Genomic DNA, 23106 nt, shown 5'->3' with positions numbered 1-23106 from the left:
GCGGTATGCTTTGCCGCGCCCGAAGAACATGAAAATTAATCGGGTTGTGCTCATATCGATGCGATGACAGTAGGTAGTCATGACGTACCCCCCGCAGCCCGGCGGCTATGACCCGTACAACCAGCAACCCGGCTATTCGCCGCACGGCTACGACCCGCTGCCGGGCTACGGCTACGGCTACCCGGGCGTCACCGCTCCCGGGCCCCGGCCGCAGGTGGTCACGATCGCGGCGATGCTGATCGTGCTGACGGTCCTGGCCAACGTCGGGCTCGGCCTGGTGGCCGGGTTCGGCATGATCGCGCCGGAGGAGGTCACCGGCCAGGAGGTCGACAAGGGCGGCGCGATCACCATGGGCATCGTGTCCATCCTGGTGGGACTGGCGTTCATCTGGTGCGCGTTGGGGGTCCTGAGGGGACGGTCCGGGGCCAGGACCGCGACCTTCATCCTCTACGGGATCTCCAGCTGCTGCGGCGGTGTGCTGACGATCGGCGCGATCGGCGTCGTCGTGGAGGGCACGAAGGCCACCGAGGGCAGCGACATCTTCGCCATCATCATCGGGGCGGCGTTCCTGGTCTACCTGCTGGTGATCGTCCTGCTGGCCACGCCGCCGTCCAACCGCTGGTTCCGGCACACCGCGATGGCGCGCCGTGCCGGGCTCATCGCCTGATCAACGGTGATAGCTGGGCGGCACGCCCAGCCGGAAAGCCTTGCGGTAGACGCCGTCTCGCAGCTCGGAGGCGTATTCCTCCCATTCGGGCATGCCCACCGACTTGGCGAAGTCAAGTTCGGCCTCGACGTCGTAGGGGACCCGCACGAACTGGATCGAGAACGGTGCCTCGTCGCGGGAATCCGGCACCCCCTCCAGGATCACGTACACCGGGGTCGGGTCGTTCATGCTGTTGCCGACGCTGCCGGTGTTGAACAGGGTGCGGCGCTGCCGGTCGACCTCGTAGTACGGGTCGTGGGTGTCGGCGTAGCCGACCACCGTCGGGACGAGGCCGTCGCCGGTCGCGGGCGTGTTGGCGAACATCGACAGGAACTCCGCCTCGTCGTGGTCGAAGCGGACCCGATGGTGCACCGACCGCGCCGATGCGTGGTACAGCCGCACCCGGCGACCGCTGCACCAGAAGTCGTGGCTGAACGGCAGCCCCCGCAGCCACTCGCCCTGACCGGGCGACAGCTGCTCCAGCCACCACCGATCCGCGTCACTGTGGTCGAAGTCCGGGTCGGGCAGCGCGTCGTCCCAGTTACCGAGGATGTTGACCTCGCAACGCTCGCGGCACAGGTCGATGACCTCGCGTCCGCGCGGCCCCTTGCCCACGAAATCGCCGAGGTTGAGGACGCGGGTGATGCCGCGCGCGTCGATGTCGGCCAGCACCGCCTCCAGCGCGGTCAGGTTCCCGTGGACGTCGGAGATGAGGGCGAGGCGCTCGAGCTCGGGATGCATCGGCACAGCCTCGCACGCTCGCGCGAACCCGCGACGGCTCGCCGCGGACGCTGTGATGCCTAGTATCGATCCATGCGGGTAACGATCATCGGCGGAACCGGACATGTCGGCACGTTCCTGGTGCCCCGGCTGGTGACCGCGGGCCACGAGGTGACGGTGGTGTCGCGGGGACAGCGACAGCCGTATCGTCCGCACGGGGCGTGGCGGTTCGTCACGACGGTCAGCGCCGACCGGCAGGCCGAGGAGGACGCGGGCACCTTCGGTGCCCGGATCGCGGCACTGGAGCCCGACGTCGTCATCGACATGATCTGCTTCGAACCCGACAGCGCCCGGCAGCTGGTGGAGGCGCTGGCGGGACGGGTCCGACACTTCCTCCACTGTGGCACGATCTGGGTGTACGGGCCGAGCGCGCAGGTGCCCGGCACCGAGGAGCAGCCGCGCCGCGCCATCACCGAGTACGGCCGCAAGAAGGCCGAGATCGAGGCGTACCTGCTGGATCAGGCGCAGCGGCACGGCTTCCCGGCGACGGTGATCCACCCCGGACACATCTCGGGACCCGGGTGGACGCCGATCAACCCGGCGGGCAACCTCAACCTGGACGTGTTCCAGAAGCTCGCCGACGGCGACACCCTGATGCTGCCGAACCTGGGAATGGAGACGCTGCAACACGTTCACGCCGACGACGTGGCGCAGGTGTTCGGCGCCGCGATCGCGAACCGCTCGGCGGCGCTGGGCGAGAGCTTCAACGCGGTGGCCGCCACGGCGCTGACGCTGCGCGGCTACGCCGAGGCGGCGGCGGGCTGGTTCGGCCAGGTCGCGCGGCTGAAGTACCTGTCGTGGGAGGAATGGCGCCGCACCGTCGACGAGACCGACGCCGACGTCACCCACACCCACCTCGAACACAGTCCACACTGCTCGATCGACAAGGCCCGGCGGCTGCTGGGCTACCGGCCCCGGTACTCCTCACTGGAGGCCACGGCCGAGGCCGTGGACCGGCTGGTGAGCGACGGCCAGGTGCGGGTCAACGAGAGCACTTGAGGCTCAGGCGATCACGAAGATCGCCCAGGCCATGCCGAAGCCGATCACGCCGATGAGCGTCTCCATCACCGTCCAGGTCTTCAGGGTGGTCTTGACGTCCATGTCCATCAGCCGTCCCACCAGCCAGAAACCGGAATCGTTGACGTGGCTGGTCATCACGGAACCGGCCGCCAGGCCCAGCACGATCGCGGCGAGCTGGACGCCGTTGAACGCCCCGGCCTCGACGGCGGGCTGGATCAGCCCGGCGGCGGTGATGAGCGCGACGGTCGCCGAGCCCTGCGCGATCCGCAGCGCCGTGGCCACCACGAAACCGGCGAGGATCACCGGCAGGCCCAGGGCGTTGAGTTCGTCGGCCAGTGCGTCGCCGATGCCGCTGGCGCGCAACACCGCGCCGAACATGCCGCCCGCGCCGGTGATGAGGATGACCGAGCACACTGGACCCAGCGCCGACTCCAGGGTCTTCTCCAGCGCCGAGCGGTCGCGCCCCAGCCGGGTTCCCAGCACATAGGACGCCACCAGCACGGTGATGAGCAGCGCCACCGGCGTCGAGCCGATCGCCATGGCCACCTGCACCCAGGTGGCGTCCTCGGACACCCACTTCGCGCTGGTGGCCAGATCCAGGCCGGTGTTGACGAAGATGAGCACCAGCGGCAGCAGCAGGATCGACACGACCGGCCCCACCCGGGGCAGCTTGACGTCGGTGGTGTCCTCGTCGTCGGTGCCGCCCAGCAGTTTCGGCACCGGCAGCTCGAAACGGCGGCCCATGAAGCGGCCGTACAGGTACCCGGCGAGGTACCAGGTCGGCAGCGCGATGACGAGTCCGAACAGGACGACCAGGCCGATGTCGGCGTGCATCAGTTCCCCGGCGGCCACCGGGCCGGGGTGTGGAGGCAGGAAGACGTGCATCACGGAGAACGCCCCGGCTGCGGGAAGTCCATAGGTGAGTACGGATCCGCCCAGTCGTCGCGCGATCGAGAAGACGACCGGCAGCATGACGACGAGCCCGGCGTCGAAGAAGATCGGGAACCCGAACAGCAGCGAGGCCACGCCCAGCGCGAACGGGGCCCGGCGTTCGCCGAACCGGCGGACCAGGGCCTCGGCCATCGTCCTGGCCCCGCCGCTGACCTCGATCAGGCGGCCGAGCATGGCGCCCAGGCCGACGAGCAGCGCGACGCTGGCCAGGGTGGTGCCGAAGCCGTCGGTGAGGGTGGCCACGATCGCGGCGGGCGGGACCTGGGCGGCGAAGGCGGTGCCGAGGCTGACGAGGACCAGGGCGGGGAAGGCGTGCAGCTTCAGTTTGATGATCAGGAACAGCAGGACGGCGATGGCGGCCGCGGCGATGGCCAACAGCGGTCCGGTGGTGAGGGTTTGGGACCAGTCCTCAGGCATGGGGGCTCCTATTCGAGTCGGTCGATGATCCGCTGGGCGATGAGCTCCGCGGCGGGTCCGATGTCGACGGTCGTTCCGGTTTCGTCGGGGGCGAGGGGTTCGAGGGCGTCGAACTGGGACGGCAGCAGCGTCGGCGGCATGAAGTGCCCGTCGCGTTGCCGCAGCCGTTCGGCGATCTGTTGGGCGGTACCGGAAAGGTGCGCGAAGTACAGCCGTCCGCGCGCGCCCCGCAGGACGTCGCGGTAGCGGCGCCGCAGCGCCGAGCAGGTGACGACGGTGCTGCGGCCCGCGTCGGCCTGGGCCGACAGCCAGTCGCGCAGGTCTCGCAGCCAGGGTTGCCGGTCGGCGTCGGTCAGCGGGATTCCGGCGGCCATCTTGTCGATGTTGGCCGGGGAGTGGAAGTCGTCGGCTTCGGCGAACGGCCGCTCCAGCCGGGCGGCGAGCAGTTTCCCGACCGTGGTCTTGCCGCAACCGGACACGCCCATGACGACCAGGTGTTGGGGATCGTTCATCCGGCCTCCGGTCTCGTGTGACGTGCGACTCCCCGGATGTTGCCATAAAGGTAATACCTTTGTAAAGACATTGGTAACACCTTTTGGCGGCCGGGGCCGCGCGTTAGGGTGGGGGCAGAGTCCACACAGGTGCTTACGAGCCCCCGACAGGTCCTCAGGAGGGGCGAATGGCGTCGCCGGTGTTGCACAGCGCGGTACTCGACACCCTCGGCATGCGGATCACCAGCGGCGAACTGGCGCCCGGGGCGGTGCTCACCCTCGAAGGACTGCGGCAGGAGTTCGGGGTGTCGCGGACCGTCATGCGCGAGGTGATGCGTCTGCTGGAGTCGATGAACCTGGTGCTGTCGCGGCGCCGGGTCGGGCTGGTGGTGCGGCCATCCGACGAGTGGCGCGTCTTCGATCCCCGGGTGATCCGCTGGCGGCTGGACGGACCCGGCCGCGACGCCCAGCTGCGCACCCTCACGGACCTGCGCAGCGCGGTGGAACCGCTGGCCGCCGCCGGAGCCGCCCGCCACGCCACCGACGCGGACCGGGAGCGGATCGTCGAACTGGCCGCGCTGATGCGCCAGCGCGGCGAGGCCGGTCAGCTGGAGGACTTCCTGGAACTCGACATCGAGTTCCACTCACTGTTGTTGCGGGCCAGCAGAAACGAGATGTTCGCGGCGCTGACCGAGGTGGTGGCGGAGGTGCTGGCCGGGCGGACGCATCACGGGCTGATGCCGAAACCGCCCGAGCCGGTCGCGCTGGACCTGCACGAGGAGGTGGCGCGGTCGATCCACGCCGGTGCCGACCGCGACGCGGAGTCGGCGATGCGGGGACTGGTCGAGGAGGTCCGGGCCGCGTTCGCCGACGAGACCGCGAACTGACGGCTTTCTCAACCGCCGTAACCGAACCACTGCCGCGACACCGTCGGCACCGTCAACAGCACGATGAGCGCGGCCCCCATCGCCGCCTGCAGGATCCCGAGCCGGGGCGAGGTGAGCAGCGCCAGACACGGGATCACTCCGAACAGGACGGCCACCAGCAGGTTGCCCCGTCGTTCGCCCTGCCAGACACAGAACGCGGTGAACACGGCCAACAGCAGGCCCGTCATCGGAAAGAACAGCCCGCCGCCGGGCTCGCCGGGCGCGGGCCACAGCGCCAGCACCATCCACACCAGACCGGTCGCCAGGGCCAGCACGAAGGCCGCCAGCACCGGCGGTGGGGGTACGGTGGCCAGTCTCGAAGCCATACCCGACAGACTATCGGTTCGTGACGCCAAGTAACGGTGATCGCTACCGGCAACCGTTGCGTACCAAGGATTCTAGTGAAGGGAACCCGCGTTGGCGTTTCACGAGGCGGACGGGCAGCAGATCCACTATGAGGACACCGGAACCGGAGAGGCCGTCCTGCTCATGCCCGGATGGGCGGGCAGCATCGTGGAGCTGAACCCGCTGCGCGCCGCCCTGGACGGCTACCGCGTCGTCGCCGTCGACCCGCCGGGTTCGGGAAAGTCGCTGCCGCAGCCGCGCGACTATCCGCCGAGCTTCTACCAAGACGACGCCGCCACCGTGCTGGGGCTGCTGGACGCGCTGGGAGTCGAGGCCGCCCACCTGGTGGGGTTCAGCGACGGCGGCGAGTACGCGCTCGTCATGGCCGAACAGGCGCCGCAGCGGGCACTGTCCGTGGTGACCTGGGGCGCGGCCGGACACGTCACCGCGCCGCCGGGACGAACGGCGGCACTGGAGTCGCTCATGGACGATCCGAGCGGATCGTTCGTCTCGCTGGCGGCGTACCTGGCCGAGGCGTACGGGGTCGAGACCGGACGGGCGATGGCGGCCAGCTGGGGCCGGGCCTTGGAGGCGATCATCGAGGCCGGAGGCGACGTGAGCCGTGAGGCGGCGCACCGGATCATGTGCCCGGCGCTGCTGATCACCGGAACCTACGACCCTTACTGCGGACCGGATCTGGTGCGGGCCATGGCCACCGCGATCCCGCGCGGCCGGTTCACCGAGGCCGTCAACAGCGGCCACGCCGTCCACATCGACAACCGGGACTGGCTGGTGTCCACCGTGGTGGACTGGCTGGACGGGCACTGAACTCAAGGCCCCGACCCCCCCGCCGAGACCCTTGCCGGTTCGGCAAGAATATTTGCCGTTCTGGCGGGATGATTCGTACGGTGTCGGCATGAGGAAAACAAGCGAGAACGACAACGAACAACTGGTGGACGTGCTGGTGATCGGCGGCGCGTCCGCCGGACTGTCAGGCGCGTTGACCCTGGCGCGGGCCCGGCGCTCGGTCGTGGTGATCGACTCCGGCAAGCCCCGCAACCTGCCCGCCGCCGCGTCGCACGGGTTCCTGACCCGCGACGGCGTCGCGCCCACCGAACTGGTGCGGCTGGGAGCCGAGGAGGTCGCCGCCTACGGCGGCACGGTCGTCACCGACATCGTCACCGGCGTGTCCGGCCACAATGGCGACTTCACGGTGACCACCGAAGCCGGGCGAAGCTTCCACGCCCGGCGGCTGCTGGTGACCACCGGCCTGTCCGACGAACTGCCCGACGTGCCCGGCCTGTGGCAACGGTGGGGCCGTGACGTCTTCCACTGCCCGTACTGCCACGGCTGGGAGGTGCGCGACCAGCCGATCGGCGTGCTCGACAGCGGACCCAACGGCGTGCACCAGGCGCTGCTGCTGCGGCAGTGGTCGGATTCGGTGACGCTGTTCCTGCACCGGGCGGCTGACCCGTCCGACGAACAGTTCGCGCAACTGGCCGCGCGCGGCATCACCGTAGTCGACGGCGAGGTCTCCGGACTGGACATCGTGGACGACCAGCTGGCGGGAGTGCGGCTGGAAACCGGAACCCGGCTACCGGTGCGGGCCCTGGCCGTCGCGCCGACGTTCACCGCCCGCGCCGGGTTCCTGGCCGACCTGGGCCTGACCACCGTCGAGCACCCCTCCGGCATGGGCGACCACCTGGCCGCCGACGCGAACGGGCTCACCGCGGTCGCGGGCGTGTGGGCGGCGGGCACCGTCACCGACCCGATGGCCAACGTCGCGATGTCGGTGGGAGCCGGAGCCCGGGCCGCCGTCATGCTCAACGCCGACCTGATGTTCGCCGACGTCGCCGAGGCCGTGGCCGACACCGGCCTGGCCGCGTGAGGCGGTTCAGCGGGAGCGGGCGCGCAGGTGCGCCCGCTCTCCCTGCTGTCCGAACAGGATCAGCAGCTCCACCGGCGCGTCCTCGGCGGCGCCCAGCCAGTGCGGCACATGGGTGTCGAACTCAGCCACCTCGCCCGGATTGAGCACCAGATCCTTGTCGCCCAACAACAACCGCAACCGTCCGTTGAGGACATACATCCACTCGTAGCCCTCGTGTGTCTTCAGATCCGGCTCCCGGCCCGAGGTGTCACCGGGAATGACCATCTTGTACGACTGGATGCCCCCGGCCCGGCGCGTCAACGGGATGAACGTCATCCCACCCCGATGCACCGGCCGCAGATGCACCCGCGGATCACCCGTCGTCGGCGCGCCGACCAACTCGTCCAACGGCACCCCGTACACCTTCGCCAACGGCAGCAACAACTCCAGGTTCGGCCGCCGCGCCCCGCTCTCCAACCGCGACAGCGTGCTCTCCGAGATGCCGGTCGCCTCGGCGAGCCGGGCCAACGTCACATTGCGCTGCCGCCGCAGCTCCCGCAGCCGGGGGCCGACGGCGGTCAGTACCTCGTCCAGTTCCTCCACACCCACCATCTTGCCAAACCGGCATGAACATTTGCCAATATCGCGGGTGCTCCGGCAGGCTCGTCCCATGCACACACACGACAGCACCGAACAACCGCCGAGCCCCGAAGCGTTCTGGGAGGAGCGGTACCGCAGCCGCGACCGGGTCTGGTCCGGCAGGCCCAACCCCGTCCTCGTCGACACCGTGGCCGACGTCGAACCCGGAACCGTCCTCGACCTGGGCTGCGGCGAAGGCGGCGACGCGGTGTGGCTGGCGTCGAAGGGCTGGCGCGTCACCTCCGTCGACATCTCCGGCACCGCGATCGCCCGCACCCTCGACAACGCCAAGGCCGCCGGAGTCGGCGACCGGGTGAGAGGCGAACGCCACGACCTCGCCGAGACCTTCCCCGACGGTGCTTTCGACCTCATCTCGGCCCAGTTCCTGCAATCCCCGCTGGAGTTCCCCCGCGAACTGGTGCTGCGCCGCGCCGCCCACGCCCTCAACCCGGGCGGGCTGCTGCTGATCGTCGACCACGGCGCCGCCCCACCGTGGTCCGACCACAAGGACCACTACTTTCCCAGCGCCACCGAGGTACACGAGGGCCTCGACCTCGACCCGGACGAATGGCGGGCCGAACGCGTCGGCAGCGCCGAACGCGACGCCACCGGCCCCGACGGCCAGACCGGGGTCCTGATCGACAACGTCATCGCCATCCGCCGACGCGGCGATTGAACCGTTCGCCACCACGTCGCGTAGTGGGTGTTGGGCATTGACATTCGATCCAAGGGAGGGCCCGATGCCGACTGAAGTTTTCGGACTGCCACTACACCCGCTGGCGGTACACATGCCGGTGGTGCTGGTGCCGCTGCTGGCGGTGGTGATCGTCGCCTACGTGCTGGTGCCGAAGGTGCGACGGCACGTGGGTTGGCTGCTGCTGGGCCTGTCGGTGGTCGCGGTGGCGGTGGTGTTCGTCGCGCGCGCGAGCGGACAACAGCTCGCCGACGAGACACTGGCCGAGATGGAGGGGGCTTCACAACAGATCATCGAGCAGCAGGCGGCGTCGATCAGCAACCACGCGTCCAACGGCACCACCCTGCTGTGGCTGACCCTGGTGGCCGCGCCACTGGCCTGGCTGTTCGCCGGTTTCGCCAGCGGACGGCTGGTCAGCTTCCTGAAGGACCGCTCGTTCAAGCCGCTCGACGCCACCGAAGCGGCCTCGACACAGCGCACCGCCATCATGACCACCGTGGGGGTGGTACTCGTCGGGCTGGCCGTCACGATGACGTACTTCGTGATCCGGGCCGGACACACCGGCGCCGAGATGATCTGGGGGGCCTGACAACCACGACGCTCGCCGGAGCCGCTAGCCGCCGCCGACCATCGCCGCGTCAACGCGGTTCGGCGGCGGCTTCGGCGGCCGGTCGCCTGCTCGTCCGTCGGCTCGCCAACACCAACGCGACCAGGCACACCGCGCACAGTCCCGCCGGAACCCAGAAGATTCCCGGCAGGCCAAGCGATCCCACGGCAGCGGCGGTCACGATCCCGCTGACCGGCATCGCGCCGGTCTGGGCGCTGAAGAACATCGAGGCGGCCAGCCCGCGCTGTCCGGGCGCGAGGCTCTGCGCGTAGGTGACACCCAGGCCCATCGTCACGGTGAACACCACGACGGTGAGGACGGTGAACAGCCACACCTGCCACAGGCTGGAGCTGGTGGCGAGGACCGTATGAGCGGCGATACCCGCGCCGAGCCCGGCCATCATGACCCGACGAACGCCGAAACGGTCGGCGAGCCGTCCCACGAGCGGGAATGCCAGGATCTCCAGCCCGGCGGCGACCGAGATCAGCGCGCCGAACATGGCCGCGCTGTGACCGAGCTCCTCCACCACGTAGATCGGCAGATACACGGCGCGCAGCATGTCGCCGACCATCACGAGGCACGCACCGGACGCGAAGACCAGCAGCGGCAGGATCGAACCGTTGCGGGCCTTGGCTTTCGGCTCACCGTCGCCGCGGGCGCGCTTGGCCGCGACCGGGCTGCGCCACCCGAGCGTCGCGGTGACCAGATACAGCGCCACGGCCAAGGCGAAGGCGGTACGCAGATCGACCAAGGTCACCAGCGCGGTCGAGACGACCGGACCGATCATGAAGCCGAGCGAGTACCCGCCCCGCAAGGTCGAGGTGATCGTCGAGGCGTTGGGGGCGGCGCGTTCCTCGAGCGTCTCGGACAGGCTCGCGAAGATCTGGGCGTTGAGCGGACCGATCCAGCTCAGCATCACCACCTGTACGGCGATGGCGAGCCAGAAGACGTCCACGAACGGGTAGACGGCCCAGCCCGCGGCCATCCACACCGCCAGCCCCACCATCAGCGGGGATCGGGAACGCATCCGGTCGGACAGTCCGCCGACCACGGGACCGGTGACGATGACCAACAGTCCCGCGACCGTCACGACGCCGACCTCGGCCAGGCTCGCGTCCAGCTCCTGGGTCAAGAACAGCGACACCAGCGGCATTCCCGCCGAGGAAGCGCCACCGTTCACCATGAACAGAATCAGGAACCTGCGGTATTCGCGGTCCGTGACCAACAGCTTCCATACTGGACCATCCTTCGTCAAAGTGTGTCCGTCCGTTCACTGTGTGTCCACAAGGTGCGTTGTTAACCAGCCCCGGGTATTCTGCCCAAGACATGCAAACTCTTCGATCGCCCGATGCCTCGTCACCGCCCGCACGTGGTGGCGCACACCGGCGTCCCGGCACGACGAAGACCCGCTGGTGGGTGGTGGCGACCGCGACCCTGGTCCTGGTGACGGGCGTGGGACTGGCCACCGCCGAGCTCACCATCGCGCCCGATGACACCAAGCCCGCCGCTGACGGCAACGCGGCTCCCACCACCGAGGCGGAGTCCAGCTCGTCCTCGTCGAAGGCCGAGGACCTGGACCAGGGCAAGTCGCCCACCCCGTCCAAGTCCAAGACCAAGTCGCCCAAGCCCTCCGACGACGAGCCCACCACGGAGAAGCCAAAGGACGAGTTCGCCGACCTGCGTTCCGGGGTCGTCGACCTCGTGAATCAAGAGCGCGCCAACGCCGGTTGCGGCAAGGTCTCGTCCAACGACAAGCTCGTCGCCGCGGCCACCGGCCACAGCAAGGACATGGCGGCCAACAACTACTTCGACCACACCTCCCAGGACGGCCGCACCTTCTCCGACCGCGCCGCCGCGCAGGGCTACAACAGCGCCATCGGCGAGAACATCGCCGCGGGACAGACCAGCGCCGAAGCCGTCATGGACTCGTGGATGAACTCCGAGGGCCATCGCGCCAACATCCTCAACTGCGACGCCCGCGCGATCGGCATGGGCGTGGCGAAGAAGAGCGACGGCACCCTGTACTGGACCCAGATGTTCGGCAGCGAGTGACACACCCGCGCGTAGGGTAGCGGGCATGCCCGAACTGCCCGAGGTGGAGACGATCCGGCGCGGCCTGGACGGCTGGGTCATCGGCCGTCGTATCACCGACGTCGAGGTGCGGCATCCGCGTGCCGTGCGGCGGCATCACGCCGGACCCGCCGATTTCCGTGCCCGGCTGTTGGGGACGACGATCACGGGGACTCGCAGGCGGGGCAAGTTCCTCTGGCTCCCCTTGGATTCCGGGGACGCGTTGTTGTGCCACCTCGGCATGTCGGGCCAGCTGCTGATCGAACCGCCCGACAAACCCGACGGCCCGCACCTGCGCATCCGCCTGGTCTTCGACCAGGCCGAGCACCAGCTGCGGTTTGTCGACCAGCGCACCTTCGGCGAGATGCTGGTCAGCCCCGACGGGGCCGAGCTGCCGGGGGAGATCGCCCATATCGCGCCCGACATCTACGATCCCGCTTTCGATCTGGCGGAGTTCTCGCGCAGGTTGCGGGCTCGGCGCGGCGAGGTGAAGCGGGCGCTGCTGGACCAGTCGCTGATTTCCGGGGTGGGCAACATCTACGCCGACGAGGCGCTGTGGCGGGCCCGGCTACACGGCAATCATCCCTCGCAGGAATTGTCGGACGCGGTGGCGCGGGAGCTTGTCGAGCACATCCGGGAGGTGTTCGACGCGGCGTTGAACGCGGGCGGCACGTCCTTTGACGCGTTGTACGTCAACACGAACGGGGAATCGGGGTATTTCGATCGCTCGCTGGCGGTGTACGGGCGGGCCGAGGAGCCGTGTCGGCGTTGTGGGACGCCGGTGGAGCGGATCAAGTTCACGAACCGGTCGTCGTTCCACTGTCCTTCCTGTCAGATCGTTCCCGGATAGTGAGGCGCCGCCCCGGTTCGCGACAAACCGGGACGGCGCGGGGGTGGCACCCCTTGGCAGAGCTGGGTCTTGGGGTCAGAGGTGTACTCCGCCTCTGGCGTACGTGAACCACTCGCCGTCGCGTTTCTCCTGCACGATGCCCCAGGCCTGGTAGGCGTTGCTAACCGGATCCGAGGCGCAGAACTGGTCGCTCTGCCACGGGTACACCTCGCATGACTCGTTGGTGCTTCCGAAGATCTTGGCGACCGCGCGGGTGTTCGAGCGCATCTCGCCGTAGATCAGCATTTTCACGCGGTACTGGTAGAAGTGATTGTTGGGATTGTCGGGGTACTGGCATTTGCGTTGTTCCACTTCGATGCCGCCCCCGGCAACGTGGGTCACGTCGTTCTTGATGGTGTCCGAGGCGATGGTGTCCCAGCCCCAGCAGGTCGTTTGGATATTCGTGTCGGCCGAGGCGGGCGCGGCGCTCCCCACCAGGGCCGCGATGCCGACGGTCAGGGCGGCGAGGATCGCCGCGATTCTGGATCTGGACATGGGCTTTCTCCTTGCTTGTTCGGATGGAACCGGGCTCAGGGCCACTGGCCCTGGGCGTAGGTGCGCCAGGCGCCGTTCGACCACTTCTGCACCACACCTCGGGACTTGTAGGCGCCGGTGACGTTGGCGTCGGTGGCGCAGTAGCGGTCGGACTCCTTGGGCTTGACGACGCAGAAGTCGTCCTTCGAGCCGTAGATACCGGCCACGGCTCGGGTTCCGCTCTTCAAGGGCGCGTAGATGAGCATCGTGGTGCGATATCGGTCGACGGTGCCGCCGCCGGAGGTCGGGCACTCGCGTTCCTGATAGGCGATGCCGCCGCCGACCTTGCCGGTCGCGATGTTGCGGATGTATTCGGTGCCCAGCGTCGACCAGCCCGAGCAGGACTTGGCGTCCGCTGTGTCGGCCGAGGCGAGCGCGGTGCTGCCCACCATTGCCGAGACTCCCACCACCGTCGCGGCGAGGATTCCCGCCACTTTGGACCTGACCATTGCCGTCCCTTTCCGTTCGATGACTTGCGGTCACGGCCGAGTATTCGTGCGGGGGAGGCGACCCACCAGCGACAACTTCTACAGTTGACCTACACACCGGCTGTGAAGGAATGCTTCGTGGACAACACATTCGGACACCTGCTGCGGCGGCACCGGTTGGCGGCCGGGTTCACCCAGGAGTCGCTGGCGGAGCGGGCGAAGCTGAGCAGCCAGGCGATCGGCTCGCTGGAGCGCGGCGACCGGAAGCGGCCATATAAGTACACTGTGGATGTACTTGCGGATGCCCTGGGGCTGGACGAGGTCGCGCGCTCCGAGCTGCGCGTGGCGGCCCGGCCGTCGGGTCGGCCACGACCGGGCCCGGCCGACGCCGAAGCGGGCGCCGCCGGTGACCGGGTCACTCCGGTCGCGTCCTGTGACGCCGACGGCAACCGCACCGCTCACGCGGCCCAGCCCGCCGACGGCGCTGTCGAACCCGAGTCCGCGGGGTGCCCTCCCCGGCAGCTGCCCGCGCCGCCGCCCCGGTTCACCGGCCGGGACGGCGAACTCGCGGCGTTGGTCGCCGCGTTGACGCGGGACGGCGGGGTGCCGGTGTGCGCGGTGACCGGCATGGGCGGCGTCGGCAAGACCGCGCTGGCCCTGCACGCCGCGCACGCGGTGGCCGAGCAGTTTCCCGACGGCCAGGTGTATCTCGACCTGCGTAGCCACGACAAGCCGCTCGACACCCGGGCCGCGCTGAGTCAGCTGTTGCGGGCCGTCGGCGGTGTGGTGGACGCCGTGGACGGCACCGACGCGGTGGGGGCGTATCGGTCGGTGCTGGCCGGGCGGCGGTTGTTGTTGGTGTTGGACAACGTTTCCGGGCCGCAGCAGGTCGCCGACCTGTTGCCGGGCGCTACCGGGTGCGCCGCTATCGTCACCAGTCGCCACGCCCTGGACACGCTGCCGCACACCCTCCACACCCGACTGGATGTGCTGACCGAGGACGCTTCGCTGACGCTGCTGACCGACACGATCGGAGCGGAGCGGCTGGCGGCCGAACCGGAGGCCGCCCGGGAGCTGGCGGGCTACTGCGGTGGCCTGCCGTTGGCGCTGCACCTGGCGGGTTCCCGCTTGGCTGTCAGGCCACAGTGGCCGATCGCGCACCTGGCCGAGCGGCTGGCCGACCGGGTGCGTCGCCTCGACGAGCTGGAACGCCGGGAACTGGGGGTGCGGGCCTGCTTCGCGGTGTCGTTCGAACTGCTGGACGCCGCCGATCGTCGCCGGTACGCGCTGTTGGGGGTGCTGCCCGCCGGGGGACTGTCGGTGGAGTTGACCGCGAGGCTGCTGGCAACGACCGAGACAGCAGCGGAGGCTGGGCGGGAGCGGCCTGCTGACCTGTCTCCGCGTGACGCGGAGGCGATGCTGGAGCGCTTCACCGACCTGGCGTTGCTCGACGCGCACGAGCCGGGCGTCTACCGCATGCACGATCTGCTGCACGCCTACGCCCGTGAGCAGGCCGAGCGGTTGCTGGAACCCGAGGAGCGGGCGGGGGCGGTGCGGCGGGCCGCCGAGCTGTTCACCGCCGTGGCCTGGCGGAGCCTGAACCTGGCGCAGCCCAACGGGATCCGCCGGGACTGGTCCGGCGGTGTCGATCTGGGCGTGGCGCCGGAATTCGTGACCTCGGCGGCGGCGTTCGCGTGGCTGGACGCGCACCGCGCGCAGCTGGTGGAGATCGTGTCGCAGCCCGGGATGCCGCCGGAGACGACGGTGCGGCTGTCGATCGGGTTGTTCGCGTACTACCTCAGCCGCGGTTACCTGCTGGACTGGGCCACCATCGCCGAGGCCGCCGCGACGGCCGCCGAAACCGGGACCGACCCGCTGATCACCGCGGTGACCAAAATGGATTCCGGAATGGCCCGTTGTGACCTGGCGGCCATGTGGTCCGCTGACCCGTCCGATGGTGTCGACCAGATGTACCGGGGTCTCAAGGAGTTCCAGGAGACCGGGGAACGGGAGGCGACGGCGGTGTGCCTGATCAACATGGCCGCCACTTTCACTCGGATCGACCGGCTCGACGCCGCCGGTGACTGCGCCGAGGACGCGCTGCGGCTGTGCCGCGACGTTCTGGGTTCCCGCGCCGGGCAGGCCGCGGCCGCGTTCAACCTCGGCACCGTCGCGGGGCGGCTGGGCGACTTCGACCGGGAACTGTCGCTGTACCGGGAAAGCCTGGGGTTGGTCGGTGCCGAGGACCAGCTGGCGCGCGCCGAGATGCTGCGCGGCATCGGTGGGGCACAGCGACGCGGCGGTGACAATGAAGCGGCGACGGCGACGCTGCGCGAGGCCCTCGCGGCGTCCGAGGCAGCCGGTGACCTGGCGGGACGGGCGGTCGCGTTGGAGGAACTGGGACGGACGCTGCTGGCGTGTGGTGACCCCGGCGCGGCGGCCGAGCCGCTGCGGGACGGTCTCGATGTCGCGGTCGGTATCGGTGACGCGATCAGGGCCGACCGGATCCGGCGACTGCTCGCCGACCTGGACGAGCTCGGTTCCGCCGACCCCGGCGCGGCGGTCGGGTAGGTTTTCGCCACGGCTCGCGAGGGGCGAGGGGCGAAGGGAGACGGCGTGATGACGCATAACGGGGACGATCTCGGTGCCGGGCAGCGACGGCACTGGCAGTCGACGTACAGCGACAACCCCGGCATGTACGGGGCTGAGCCGTCGCAGGCCGCGGTGCATGCCGCCGAGACGTTTACCGCCTCTGAAGCCCGGGATGTGTTGGAGCTGGGCAGTGGTCACGGGCGCGACACGCTGTTCTTCGCGCGGGCGGGGTTCGCCGTGCGGGCCTTGGATTTCAGCGAGACCGGGTTGTGGCAGTTGCGTGAGACCGCGACACAGGCGGGGATCGCCGACCGGGTCACCACGACCGTCCATGATGTCCGACAGCCGTTGCCGCTGGCCGATGACTCCGTGGACGCGGTGTTCGCCCACATGCTGCTGTGCATGGCGCTGTCGACCGACGAGCTGCACACGTTGATGGCCGAGATCCGGCGGGTGACGCGACCGGGTGGGACGTTCGTCTACACCGTCCGGCACACCGGTGACGCCCACTATGGAACCGGGATCTCGCACGGTGACGACATCTACGAGCACGGCGGGTTCGCCGTCCACTTCTTCGACGAGGCCCTGGTGACGGAGCTGGCGCGGGGCTGGAAACTGGGCGAGGTCTTCGACTTCAGTGAGGGCGAACTGCCCCGGCGACTGTGGCGGGTCACGCAGACCCTGGCCTGACCCGCGTGTTTGCGGCTGCGCCGTGTGGCCCGCATACTCGGGAGCGGACAACAGGAGCGTGCACAGTGGCTGAAGAAACGGTCGAGGTCGTCATCACCCCCGACGGCAAGGTCGAGGTCAAGGTCGCCGGTTTCGCCGGTACGGAATGCCTGACCGCGACCGAGGCGCTGCTGCGGTCGCTGGGCGGCCAGGTGGAGGAGCAGACGCTCACCGCCGAGGCGTACCAAGACGTCGAGGAGACCCGCCAACACCACACGGGCACATGACGTCGACGGTGCGGGTGCACGCGACGCTGTCGGACAGTCGCGCCAACGGGCCCGGGGAGCGGTTCGTGGTGTGGTTCCAGGGCTGTTCGCTGGCATGCCCGGGCTGCTTCAACCCCGAAACGCACGGGCCGGACGCCGAGGAGCTGTCGGTCGCCGAGCTGGCCGGACGGGTTCTGGCCCGGGCCGATCGGTGGGAGGGCATCACCCTGACCGGCGGGGAACCGTTGCAACAGCCCGAGGCCGTGGCCGAACTGTGCCGCCGGATCCGGGAGGGGTCCCGGCTCGGCGTCCTTATTCTCACCGGGTACACCCGGGGCGAGATCGAGGCCGATCCCGCCCGGCTGGCCGCCGTGGCCGACGCCGACCTGGTGATCGCGGGCCGCTACAACGCCGGGCTGCGGTTGGGCACCGGGCTGCGGGGATCGTCCAACAAGACCTATTGGTGGCTGACTGACCGGTATCGCGAGGCCGACCTGGCGGCGGTGCCCGAGGCCGAGGTGCGCATCGGTGCCGACGGCACCCTCATCTTCACCGGAATGGAGGCTGCGTGACAGTCGAGGACGATATCCGCATCTCGCTGCGGTCCCGGGCCGCGCTCATCGCGTTGGTGACCATTGAGGAGCAGCGCGCCGTCGCCATCCTGGACCGGATCCGTCTCGAACGCGACCCCGGCTCCGACCTGGTCACCTGGGATGTCGCCGAGGGCTTCGCCTCCAAGGCGGGCAACGGTCTGCCCGCCGCCGCGACCCCGGTGATGGCCCTGGACAAGATCCGGGAGCTGGTGCAGAAGAACCCCGACCGTCGGGACCTGTACGTCCTGAAGGACTTCCACGAGTTCTGGTCCAAGGACCCCATGGTGCGGCGCAAGCTGCGCAACCTGGCGCAGCTGTTGGTCTACACCGGAGCGTCGCTCATCGTCACCACGCCCCGCGAGACCATGCCGCGTGAGCTCGCCGACGATCTGGTGGTCATCGAACTCGACCTGCCCGACGAGGAGACGCTGCGCGCCGAACTGGACGCGCTCATCGACGGCACCGCCGGGCTGGTCTGCGAGCTGACCGGGCACGGTCGCGCGAAACTCGCGCAGGCCGCGCTGGGATTGACGGTGGCGCAGGCGAAACGGGCCTTCGCCAAGGCGATCGTGCGCGACTCGGTGCTCGACGACCGTGACATCGAGATCGTGATCGCGGAGAAGAAGGCCGCGATCCGGGAGAGCCAGGCGCTGGAGTTCTTCACTCCCGCCGAGGGGCCCGACGACCTGGGTGGCCTGGACGCGTTGAAGAACTGGCTGAGCCTGCGGGAACGGGCCTTCGCCCCCGAAGCCGCCGAATACGGGCTGCCCGCCCCGAAGGGCTTGGCGCTCATCGGGATCCCGGGCACCGGCAAGAGCCTGACCGCCAAGATGATCGGCGGCCTGTGGCAGCTGCCGCTGCTGCGCCTGGACGTCGGGGCGCTGTTCGGTTCGCTGGTGGGGGAGTCGGAGGAGCGGGTGCGGCGGGCGCTGCGGTTGGCCGAGACCGTCGCACCGTGTGTGTTGTGGATCGACGAGATCGAGAAGGCACTGTCCTCAGGCGACGTCGACGGCGGCACCTCGCAGCGGGTCTTCGGCACCATCCTGACCTGGATGCAGGAGAAGACCGAGCCGGTGTTCGTGGTCGCCACCGCCAACGCGGTCGCGACACTGCCGCCCGAAACCCTGCGGCGGGGCCGGTTCGACGAGATCTTCTTCCTCGACCTGCCCACCGAGGCCGAACGGCGCGACATCATCACCGTGCACCTGCGCAAACGCAAACGCGACCCCCGGGAGTTCAACGTCGCGCAGCTGGCGCGGATGTCGGACGGCTACACCGGCGCCGAACTCGAACAGGCCATCGTGGACGCGATGTACGGGGCCTTCGCCAGCGACGTCGACATCACCACCGCCGACCTGGTCGGCGCGATCCAGCGCACCGTCCCGTTGAGTCATTCGCAGCGCGAGGTCATCGAGCAGTTGCGGTCCTGGTTGCGCGACGGCCGGGCGCAACCGGCCTCGGCGCCGGAGGGACCGGCCGGGGAGCCGGGGCAGGTGCGGCTGGAGTTGTCGTGAGCGACAAGCGGTTCAGCTTCGACGGCGTCGTGTTCTGGGGTTTCCTGGCGCTGATGGCGGGCTGGGCGACCTGGGGCGCGGTGCTGTACCTGCCCGACGCCTGGTTCTTCGTGGTGTTCCCGTCGGGGTTCGTGCTCGTCGGTCTGCTCATCTGGTGGAAGACCTATCTGCTGCCGTGGAACCAGCGGATCCGCTCCGAGATCCCCCGGCTGGCCAAGATCCGCGTCACGCTGCACTACCTGGCGGCCTGGCCGTGGCACCGGTGGCGGTGCCACGGCACCAGGGCCACCCCGTTGGCCCGGTTCGCCGCGCTCCACTATCACCCGCGCGGCCGCCGATCGGCCTGGTACTACGGGATTCCGGTGGAACAGCTGTCGGGGCTGTTCTTCGACCCCAACCTGCGGGTCCGCGCCCGGCTGGCCGACAGTTTCAGCACCGCCGGGATCACCGGTGACACCCTGAAACTGGGCGAGGAACTGCCCGCCGAGACCGCCGCCGACCTGGCCCGCATGCTCAGCATGCGTACGGGCCACTTCCACCAGGCCGGGAACCTGACGCTGGCGTGGCGGCTGTGGCTGGTCTACGGCGACGAGCAGCTGTGGCAACGGCTGCGTCAGCACAACGAGGCCGCGGACGAGGAACCGTTGCGCACCATCGGCAAGGTCGCGTTGGGCCGGTTGCCGTTGGCGGAACTGCTCGACAGCGCCGTCGACCCGGTGGTGCCGCGCCGGGCCCGCGCCAAGGCCGCCGAACACCTCAAGACGGAGTGGAACCTTCCCGAGGATCCGATGGAGGCGGCGCCGTTCTTCGTGCTGGCCGGTTCGATGGACCTGTATCGCGACATCGACCCCGACGGCTCGCTGTTGACGATGGCCTACGCGGGCATGGACGCCGAGCGCCGCACCCGGATTCGTTCCGCCCTCAGTGACCTCGGGGAGCTGGACCTGGTGCGGCAGTTGCGGGACGTGGCGGGCGGGCGTTCCCGGCCCGGCGACGACTCCCCGCAGCGGCGGTTTCGCGCCTGCCTGGCCGCGCCGCTGCTGGAGGCCGTCGAGCTCGCGGGCCGCCTCGACGGCTGGCAGCCCGAGGACAGTCAGGACGCCGCGCTGCTGAACCTGTTGCGGCGCGCCAACATCGACATGCTGCGCGAGACCCGCGAACGCGTCACCGTCGCCCGGCAGCGGGGTTTCGAGCTGCCGCGCGGGACCGACCGCATCGGTCCGGCGTCGTTTTCTCCGGACGGCAACCGACTCGCGGTGGCGGTGCGGGTGCGCAACAAGGGCTGGCGGTTTCGCGAGTACGCCGTCGGCGGTGGCGAGGTGGTCGGCGAGGCGGCCGCGTATCCGGGCGGGACCGTGGTCTCGTTGGTGCACACGGGTTCCGGGTTCGCCGCCTTGAACCGTCCGCACGCGGGGAACCTGCGCAAGGTCGGTCTGACCCTCACCGAGGACGGCCGGACTCGCGTGATCGACGAGTCGGACTTCGACGGCGTGGCGACGCCGCGGCTGTGGCGACGGTTGCGGGGCTTCGTCCGCCGCGAAGGCCTGGAGGTCGCCGCCTACGACGAGAACGCGGAGTTCGTGCCCTCGACCAGATTCGGCGTGCACGACATCCCGGGTCCCCGGCCCACCGCCGGTGCCTCGAACGTCGCGGGAATGCTGGGCGGCCGGTTCAAGGAGCTTTCGGCCGACCCGTCGCTGGGCCGGATCGCCGTCCTCGCGGACCGGCGCCTGCGCGTCCACGACCGGATAACCCTCCAGACCCTGCTGGTCGACGACCAGCTCGTCGACGACGACGCGGTGCTGTTCCTCGACGCCAAGACGATCGCGACCGTCAGGGACCTGCCGGGCCAACGGTTCGCCGTCACCCGTTGGCAGGTGGGTACGTCGTCGATCACCAAAGCCGCCAGCGCGGAGCACGACAACGGTCCGGGCCTGGGTGCTTTCGGCGGCCGGGCCCGTCTGCACCGCATCGCCTACGGTTCCCGGATGCTGATCGTCGCGAGCACCGGAACCGCCAGGTCACCCGGGAACGACGTCATGTTCACCATCGACATGTCCACACTGGGGCGAGTGCACACGCCGCCGCAGTTCGACTGGCGGGTGTTGGCCGCGTCCCCCGACACTCGCGCCTTCGTCGGCATGGTCGACTCCGACGACGGCCTGAAGCTGAGCCTGCGGTCCCTGGCCCAGCACCCGCTGGTGACCATCGTGGACACTCCGATGGGCGAACTGTCGCCGACCGATCTGCGGACGGTGGAGTGGCAGCTGGCGCGGTGCCCGGAGGACGAGGCGCCGCTGACGGAACTGCTGATGCAGTGCCTGTACCACCGGTTCCGCGGGGACATCGCGCTCGGCGACGCCAAGGCCCGCAACGTCACCGAGTACGACATCCACCTGGGGGAGACGACGTGACCGATCGGCTGGGCATCGACTTCGGCACCGCCAACACCGTTGTCGCGCGGTGGAACGACGCCACCGGAACCGGCGAGGCGATACCGCTGTCCGGTGTGGAGGTCGTGCGCGACGTCGGGAACCTGCAACGGGTGGTGCCGTCGCTGATCGCGTACTCCGCTGTGGACGAGCGGCGTTGGGTGGGAGCGCAGGTCACGCCCGCGCTGCGCGCCTCGGACGGGGTGCGGGTGTTCCGTTCCACCAAGACATCGGTGGCCGGACGCGTCGTCGACCTGCCCCGTCAGGTGGGACAGCGCCGTATCACCGCCGCCCGCGCGGCCGCTGACTTCCTCGGCGACGTCATGACTCTGGCGCGGTTGGAGACCGGCACCGAGGCCGAGCTCGTGCTCACCGCCCCGGTGGAGTCGTTCGACCCGTACCGGGACTGGCTGGTGCGGGAGGTCGGGGCGGATCTGGATCGGCTGCGGATCGTGGACGAGGCGACGGCCGCCGCGGCCGGGTACGGCGCGAAGCTCAAACCCGGGGATGTGTTCGGTGTCTTCGACTTCGGCGCCGGAACCCTCGACATCTCGGTGGTCAGTGTCGTCGACCCCGACGGGCCACCGCCGAGCCCCGACGCGCGGCCCGGGGCTGATCGCGGCTCGGCGGGCGGCGGTCCGCCGCTCGCGGCCGGGCCCGCCGACGGCCGCCGACAACCGACCCGGCTGTCGGGCTGCGGCGTGCGCGTCATCAGCAAGGTCGGCATCGACCTGGGCGGCGACCACATCGACGCGCTGCTGGCCGACGAGGTCGCGCGGCTGACCGGACTCGCCGAGGCCGACGCGTCCGTCCACAATCGAGTGTTCGCGGAACTGCTGACCGCCGCCGAGGCCGCGAAGGTCGCGCTGACCACGGCCGAGTCCGCCGTCGTGGCCGCCGTCGACCCGCTCACCGGCCGCGAGTGGCGCGCCGACGTCAGCCGCGACCGGTTCACATCGCTGTTGCGCGACAACGACATCCTCGGCCGGATCGGCCGCGCCTTCCGCAAGACCCTCGACGCCGCCGCGGCCAAGGGCCACCCTGCCGACAGCCTGCGCCACCTGTTCCTCGTCGGCGGCAGCAGCCTGCTGCCCCCGGTCCGCGAACTGCTGTCGTTCCAGATCGACCCGGGACTGCTGCGGCTCGACCGGCCGCTGGAGGCCGTCGCCGCCGGGGCCGCCGCGATCGCCTCCGGCCACGACCCGGTCGACTTCGTCCAGCACGACTACGCGATCCGGCACGTCTCGCAGACCACCGGCGGCTACGAGTTCGAACCCGTGGTGCCAGCCGGAACCGACTACCCCAGCACCGAACCCGTCGCGTCCCTGACCATCAAGGGCGTCCACGAGGGACAGACCCGGCTGGGGCTGGCCATCTACGAGACCGCCCACGCCAGCACCCGCGACACCGCCGCCGGACTGGAGATCATGTTCGACACCTCCGGCGGCGCCCGCACCGTCGCCGTCAGCCCGCAGCGCCGCACCGAACTGTCCCAGGTGTGGCTCAACGAGGAACAGTTGACGTTCCTGAAAGCCGAACCGCCCGCCCGCGCCGGGATCGACCGGTTCCGGTTGGAATTCCACGTCGACGCCCAGAAACGTCTCACCGTCTCCGCCTTCGATCTGGAACGCCGGATCTGGGTACTCGACCGCCAGCCCGTCGTGGGCCTGGCCTGA

At 69.8% G+C, this 23106-nt stretch carries 24 protein-coding genes; 16 read left to right on the top strand and 8 right to left on the bottom strand.

Annotated elements, in window-relative coordinates; translation table 11 throughout:
* Window positions 1–79: 79 nt before the first annotated feature.
* Window positions 80–667 carry a hypothetical protein gene (locus SNAS_RS26220; protein ID WP_013020508.1) on the top strand — a complete coding sequence of 196 codons (588 nt, stop codon included), beginning with the start codon at window positions 80–82 and terminating at the stop codon, window positions 665–667.
* Here SNAS_RS26220 and SNAS_RS26215 read toward each other — a convergent pair whose 3' ends face one another.
* Window positions 668–1447, bottom strand: coding sequence for a metallophosphoesterase family protein (locus tag SNAS_RS26215; RefSeq protein ID WP_013020507.1), 780 nt, complete (start codon window positions 1445–1447; stop codon window positions 668–670). It lies immediately after the preceding gene.
* Between the two features lie 72 nt (window positions 1448–1519).
* On the opposite strand from SNAS_RS26215, the gene SNAS_RS26210 reads away from it, so the two are divergent.
* Window positions 1520–2485: an NAD-dependent epimerase/dehydratase family protein gene (locus SNAS_RS26210; RefSeq protein WP_013020506.1), complete on the top strand. Its 966-nt coding sequence runs from the start codon at window positions 1520–1522 to the stop codon at window positions 2483–2485.
* Window positions 2486–2488: 3 nt separating this feature from the next.
* On the opposite strand, the gene SNAS_RS26205 is transcribed toward SNAS_RS26210, so the two are convergent.
* Both SNAS_RS26205 and SNAS_RS26200 read right to left on the bottom strand, forming a co-directional pair.
* Window positions 2489–3874 (bottom strand): GntP family permease, encoded by a 1386-nt coding sequence (locus SNAS_RS26205; protein WP_013020505.1) that lies wholly within the window; start codon window positions 3872–3874, stop codon window positions 2489–2491.
* Between the two features lie 8 nt (window positions 3875–3882).
* The gene (locus SNAS_RS26200; RefSeq protein WP_013020504.1) at window positions 3883–4386 is read right to left on the bottom strand and encodes a gluconokinase; all 504 of its coding nucleotides are present in this window, start codon (window positions 4384–4386) and stop codon (window positions 3883–3885) included.
* A gap of 167 nt (window positions 4387–4553) precedes the next feature.
* On the opposite strand from SNAS_RS26200, the gene SNAS_RS26195 reads away from it, so the two are divergent.
* Complete coding sequence (locus tag SNAS_RS26195; RefSeq protein ID WP_013020503.1) at window positions 4554–5252, top strand: FadR/GntR family transcriptional regulator; 699 nt, start codon at window positions 4554–4556, stop codon at window positions 5250–5252.
* An 8-nt stretch (window positions 5253–5260) separates the two neighbouring features.
* Here the strand turns inward: SNAS_RS26195 and SNAS_RS26190 are convergent, their stop codons facing one another.
* Window positions 5261–5617, bottom strand: coding sequence for a hypothetical protein (locus tag SNAS_RS26190; protein WP_013020502.1), 357 nt, complete (start codon window positions 5615–5617; stop codon window positions 5261–5263).
* Between the two features lie 91 nt (window positions 5618–5708).
* Between SNAS_RS26190 and SNAS_RS26185 the strand changes: the two genes are divergently transcribed.
* A complete protein-coding gene (locus tag SNAS_RS26185) occupies window positions 5709–6464 on the top strand; it encodes an alpha/beta fold hydrolase (RefSeq protein ID WP_013020501.1) in 756 nt (251 codons plus the stop codon).
* Between the two features lie 88 nt (window positions 6465–6552).
* A complete protein-coding gene (locus SNAS_RS26180) occupies window positions 6553–7524 on the top strand; it encodes an NAD(P)/FAD-dependent oxidoreductase (protein WP_013020500.1) in 972 nt (323 codons plus the stop codon).
* Between the two features lie 6 nt (window positions 7525–7530).
* Here SNAS_RS26180 and SNAS_RS26175 read toward each other — a convergent pair whose 3' ends face one another.
* The gene (locus SNAS_RS26175; RefSeq protein ID WP_013020499.1) at window positions 7531–8115 is read right to left on the bottom strand and encodes a helix-turn-helix domain-containing protein; all 585 of its coding nucleotides are present in this window, start codon (window positions 8113–8115) and stop codon (window positions 7531–7533) included.
* A 58-nt stretch (window positions 8116–8173) separates the two neighbouring features.
* Here SNAS_RS26175 and SNAS_RS26170 point away from each other — a divergent pair, with 58 nt between their 5' ends.
* Together SNAS_RS26170 and SNAS_RS26165 are read left to right on the top strand one after the other, a co-directional pair.
* On the top strand, window positions 8174–8818 hold the full coding sequence (locus tag SNAS_RS26170; RefSeq protein ID WP_013020498.1) for an SAM-dependent methyltransferase: 645 nt from the start codon (window positions 8174–8176) through the stop codon (window positions 8816–8818).
* 64 nt (window positions 8819–8882) lie between these two features.
* Window positions 8883–9425, top strand: coding sequence for a DUF2231 domain-containing protein (locus SNAS_RS26165; protein ID WP_013020497.1), 543 nt, complete (start codon window positions 8883–8885; stop codon window positions 9423–9425).
* 49 nt (window positions 9426–9474) lie between these two features.
* Here SNAS_RS26165 and SNAS_RS26160 read toward each other — a convergent pair whose 3' ends face one another.
* Window positions 9475–10668, bottom strand: coding sequence for an MFS transporter (locus tag SNAS_RS26160; protein ID WP_013020496.1), 1194 nt, complete (start codon window positions 10666–10668; stop codon window positions 9475–9477).
* 101 nt (window positions 10669–10769) lie between these two features.
* Between SNAS_RS26160 and SNAS_RS26155 the strand changes: the two genes are divergently transcribed.
* The gene (locus SNAS_RS26155) at window positions 10770–11495 is read left to right on the top strand and encodes a CAP domain-containing protein (RefSeq protein ID WP_083787233.1); all 726 of its coding nucleotides are present in this window, start codon (window positions 10770–10772) and stop codon (window positions 11493–11495) included.
* 25 nt (window positions 11496–11520) lie between these two features.
* Window positions 11521–12363: a bifunctional DNA-formamidopyrimidine glycosylase/DNA-(apurinic or apyrimidinic site) lyase gene (mutM, locus tag SNAS_RS26150; protein ID WP_013020494.1), complete on the top strand. Its 843-nt coding sequence runs from the start codon at window positions 11521–11523 to the stop codon at window positions 12361–12363.
* A gap of 75 nt (window positions 12364–12438) precedes the next feature.
* Here the strand turns inward: mutM and SNAS_RS26145 are convergent, their stop codons facing one another.
* Window positions 12439–12897: a hypothetical protein gene (locus SNAS_RS26145; protein WP_013020493.1), complete on the bottom strand. Its 459-nt coding sequence runs from the start codon at window positions 12895–12897 to the stop codon at window positions 12439–12441.
* Window positions 12898–12932: 35 nt separating this feature from the next.
* The gene (locus tag SNAS_RS35970; protein ID WP_013020492.1) at window positions 12933–13385 is read right to left on the bottom strand and encodes a hypothetical protein; all 453 of its coding nucleotides are present in this window, start codon (window positions 13383–13385) and stop codon (window positions 12933–12935) included.
* A 117-nt stretch (window positions 13386–13502) separates the two neighbouring features.
* Here SNAS_RS35970 and SNAS_RS33340 point away from each other — a divergent pair, with 117 nt between their 5' ends.
* The 7 genes from SNAS_RS33340 (at window position 13503) to SNAS_RS26105 (ending at window position 23106) form a co-directional block, all read left to right on the top strand.
* Window positions 13503–15935, top strand: coding sequence for an XRE family transcriptional regulator (locus tag SNAS_RS33340; RefSeq protein ID WP_013020491.1), 2433 nt, complete (start codon window positions 13503–13505; stop codon window positions 15933–15935).
* A 48-nt stretch (window positions 15936–15983) separates the two neighbouring features.
* The gene (locus SNAS_RS26130) at window positions 15984–16646 is read left to right on the top strand and encodes a class I SAM-dependent methyltransferase (protein WP_013020490.1); all 663 of its coding nucleotides are present in this window, start codon (window positions 15984–15986) and stop codon (window positions 16644–16646) included.
* A 65-nt stretch (window positions 16647–16711) separates the two neighbouring features.
* On the top strand, window positions 16712–16912 hold the full coding sequence (locus tag SNAS_RS26125; RefSeq protein WP_013020489.1) for a DUF2997 domain-containing protein: 201 nt from the start codon (window positions 16712–16714) through the stop codon (window positions 16910–16912).
* Window positions 16909–17463 (top strand): 4Fe-4S single cluster domain-containing protein, encoded by a 555-nt coding sequence (locus SNAS_RS26120; protein ID WP_013020488.1) that lies wholly within the window; start codon window positions 16909–16911, stop codon window positions 17461–17463. The genes SNAS_RS26125 and SNAS_RS26120 overlap by 4 nt, the downstream gene beginning before the upstream one ends.
* Window positions 17460–18998, top strand: a complete 1539-nt coding sequence (locus SNAS_RS26115; RefSeq protein WP_013020487.1) for an AAA family ATPase — start codon at window positions 17460–17462, stop codon at window positions 18996–18998. Before SNAS_RS26120 ends, SNAS_RS26115 begins: the two co-directional genes overlap by 4 nt.
* Window positions 18995–21412 (top strand): hypothetical protein, encoded by a 2418-nt coding sequence (locus SNAS_RS26110; RefSeq protein ID WP_013020486.1) that lies wholly within the window; start codon window positions 18995–18997, stop codon window positions 21410–21412. The genes SNAS_RS26115 and SNAS_RS26110 overlap by 4 nt, the downstream gene beginning before the upstream one ends.
* A complete protein-coding gene (locus tag SNAS_RS26105) occupies window positions 21409–23106 on the top strand; it encodes an Hsp70 family protein (RefSeq protein ID WP_013020485.1) in 1698 nt (565 codons plus the stop codon). The genes SNAS_RS26110 and SNAS_RS26105 overlap by 4 nt, the downstream gene beginning before the upstream one ends.

Source organism: Stackebrandtia nassauensis DSM 44728, from assembly GCF_000024545.1.
GTDB classification, from domain to species: Bacteria; Actinomycetota; Actinomycetes; order Mycobacteriales; family Micromonosporaceae; genus Stackebrandtia; species Stackebrandtia nassauensis.
This window is presented reverse-complemented; position numbering and strand designations above follow the sequence as displayed.

Coding starts and splice junctions, on each gene's coding strand:
- SNAS_RS26220 (WP_013020508.1), top strand. CDS start 80: ATGACGTACCCCCCGCAGCCCGGCGGCTATGACCCGTACAACCAGCAA.
- SNAS_RS26215 (WP_013020507.1), bottom strand. CDS start 1,447: ATGCATCCCGAGCTCGAGCGCCTCGCCCTCATCTCCGACGTCCACGGG.
- SNAS_RS26210 (WP_013020506.1), top strand. CDS start 1,520: ATGCGGGTAACGATCATCGGCGGAACCGGACATGTCGGCACGTTCCTG.
- SNAS_RS26205 (WP_013020505.1), bottom strand. CDS start 3,874: ATGCCTGAGGACTGGTCCCAAACCCTCACCACCGGACCGCTGTTGGCC.
- SNAS_RS26200 (WP_013020504.1), bottom strand. CDS start 4,386: ATGAACGATCCCCAACACCTGGTCGTCATGGGCGTGTCCGGTTGCGGC.
- SNAS_RS26195 (WP_013020503.1), top strand. CDS start 4,554: ATGGCGTCGCCGGTGTTGCACAGCGCGGTACTCGACACCCTCGGCATG.
- SNAS_RS26190 (WP_013020502.1), bottom strand. CDS start 5,617: ATGGCTTCGAGACTGGCCACCGTACCCCCACCGCCGGTGCTGGCGGCC.
- SNAS_RS26180 (WP_013020500.1), top strand. CDS start 6,553: ATGAGGAAAACAAGCGAGAACGACAACGAACAACTGGTGGACGTGCTG.
- SNAS_RS26175 (WP_013020499.1), bottom strand. CDS start 8,115: ATGGTGGGTGTGGAGGAACTGGACGAGGTACTGACCGCCGTCGGCCCC.
- SNAS_RS26170 (WP_013020498.1), top strand. CDS start 8,174: ATGCACACACACGACAGCACCGAACAACCGCCGAGCCCCGAAGCGTTC.
- SNAS_RS26165 (WP_013020497.1), top strand. CDS start 8,883: ATGCCGACTGAAGTTTTCGGACTGCCACTACACCCGCTGGCGGTACAC.
- SNAS_RS26155 (WP_083787233.1), top strand. CDS start 10,770: ATGCAAACTCTTCGATCGCCCGATGCCTCGTCACCGCCCGCACGTGGT.
- mutM (WP_013020494.1), top strand. CDS start 11,521: ATGCCCGAACTGCCCGAGGTGGAGACGATCCGGCGCGGCCTGGACGGC.
- SNAS_RS26145 (WP_013020493.1), bottom strand. CDS start 12,897: ATGTCCAGATCCAGAATCGCGGCGATCCTCGCCGCCCTGACCGTCGGC.
- SNAS_RS35970 (WP_013020492.1), bottom strand. CDS start 13,385: ATGGTCAGGTCCAAAGTGGCGGGAATCCTCGCCGCGACGGTGGTGGGA.
- SNAS_RS26130 (WP_013020490.1), top strand. CDS start 15,984: ATGACGCATAACGGGGACGATCTCGGTGCCGGGCAGCGACGGCACTGG.
- SNAS_RS26120 (WP_013020488.1), top strand. CDS start 16,909: ATGACGTCGACGGTGCGGGTGCACGCGACGCTGTCGGACAGTCGCGCC.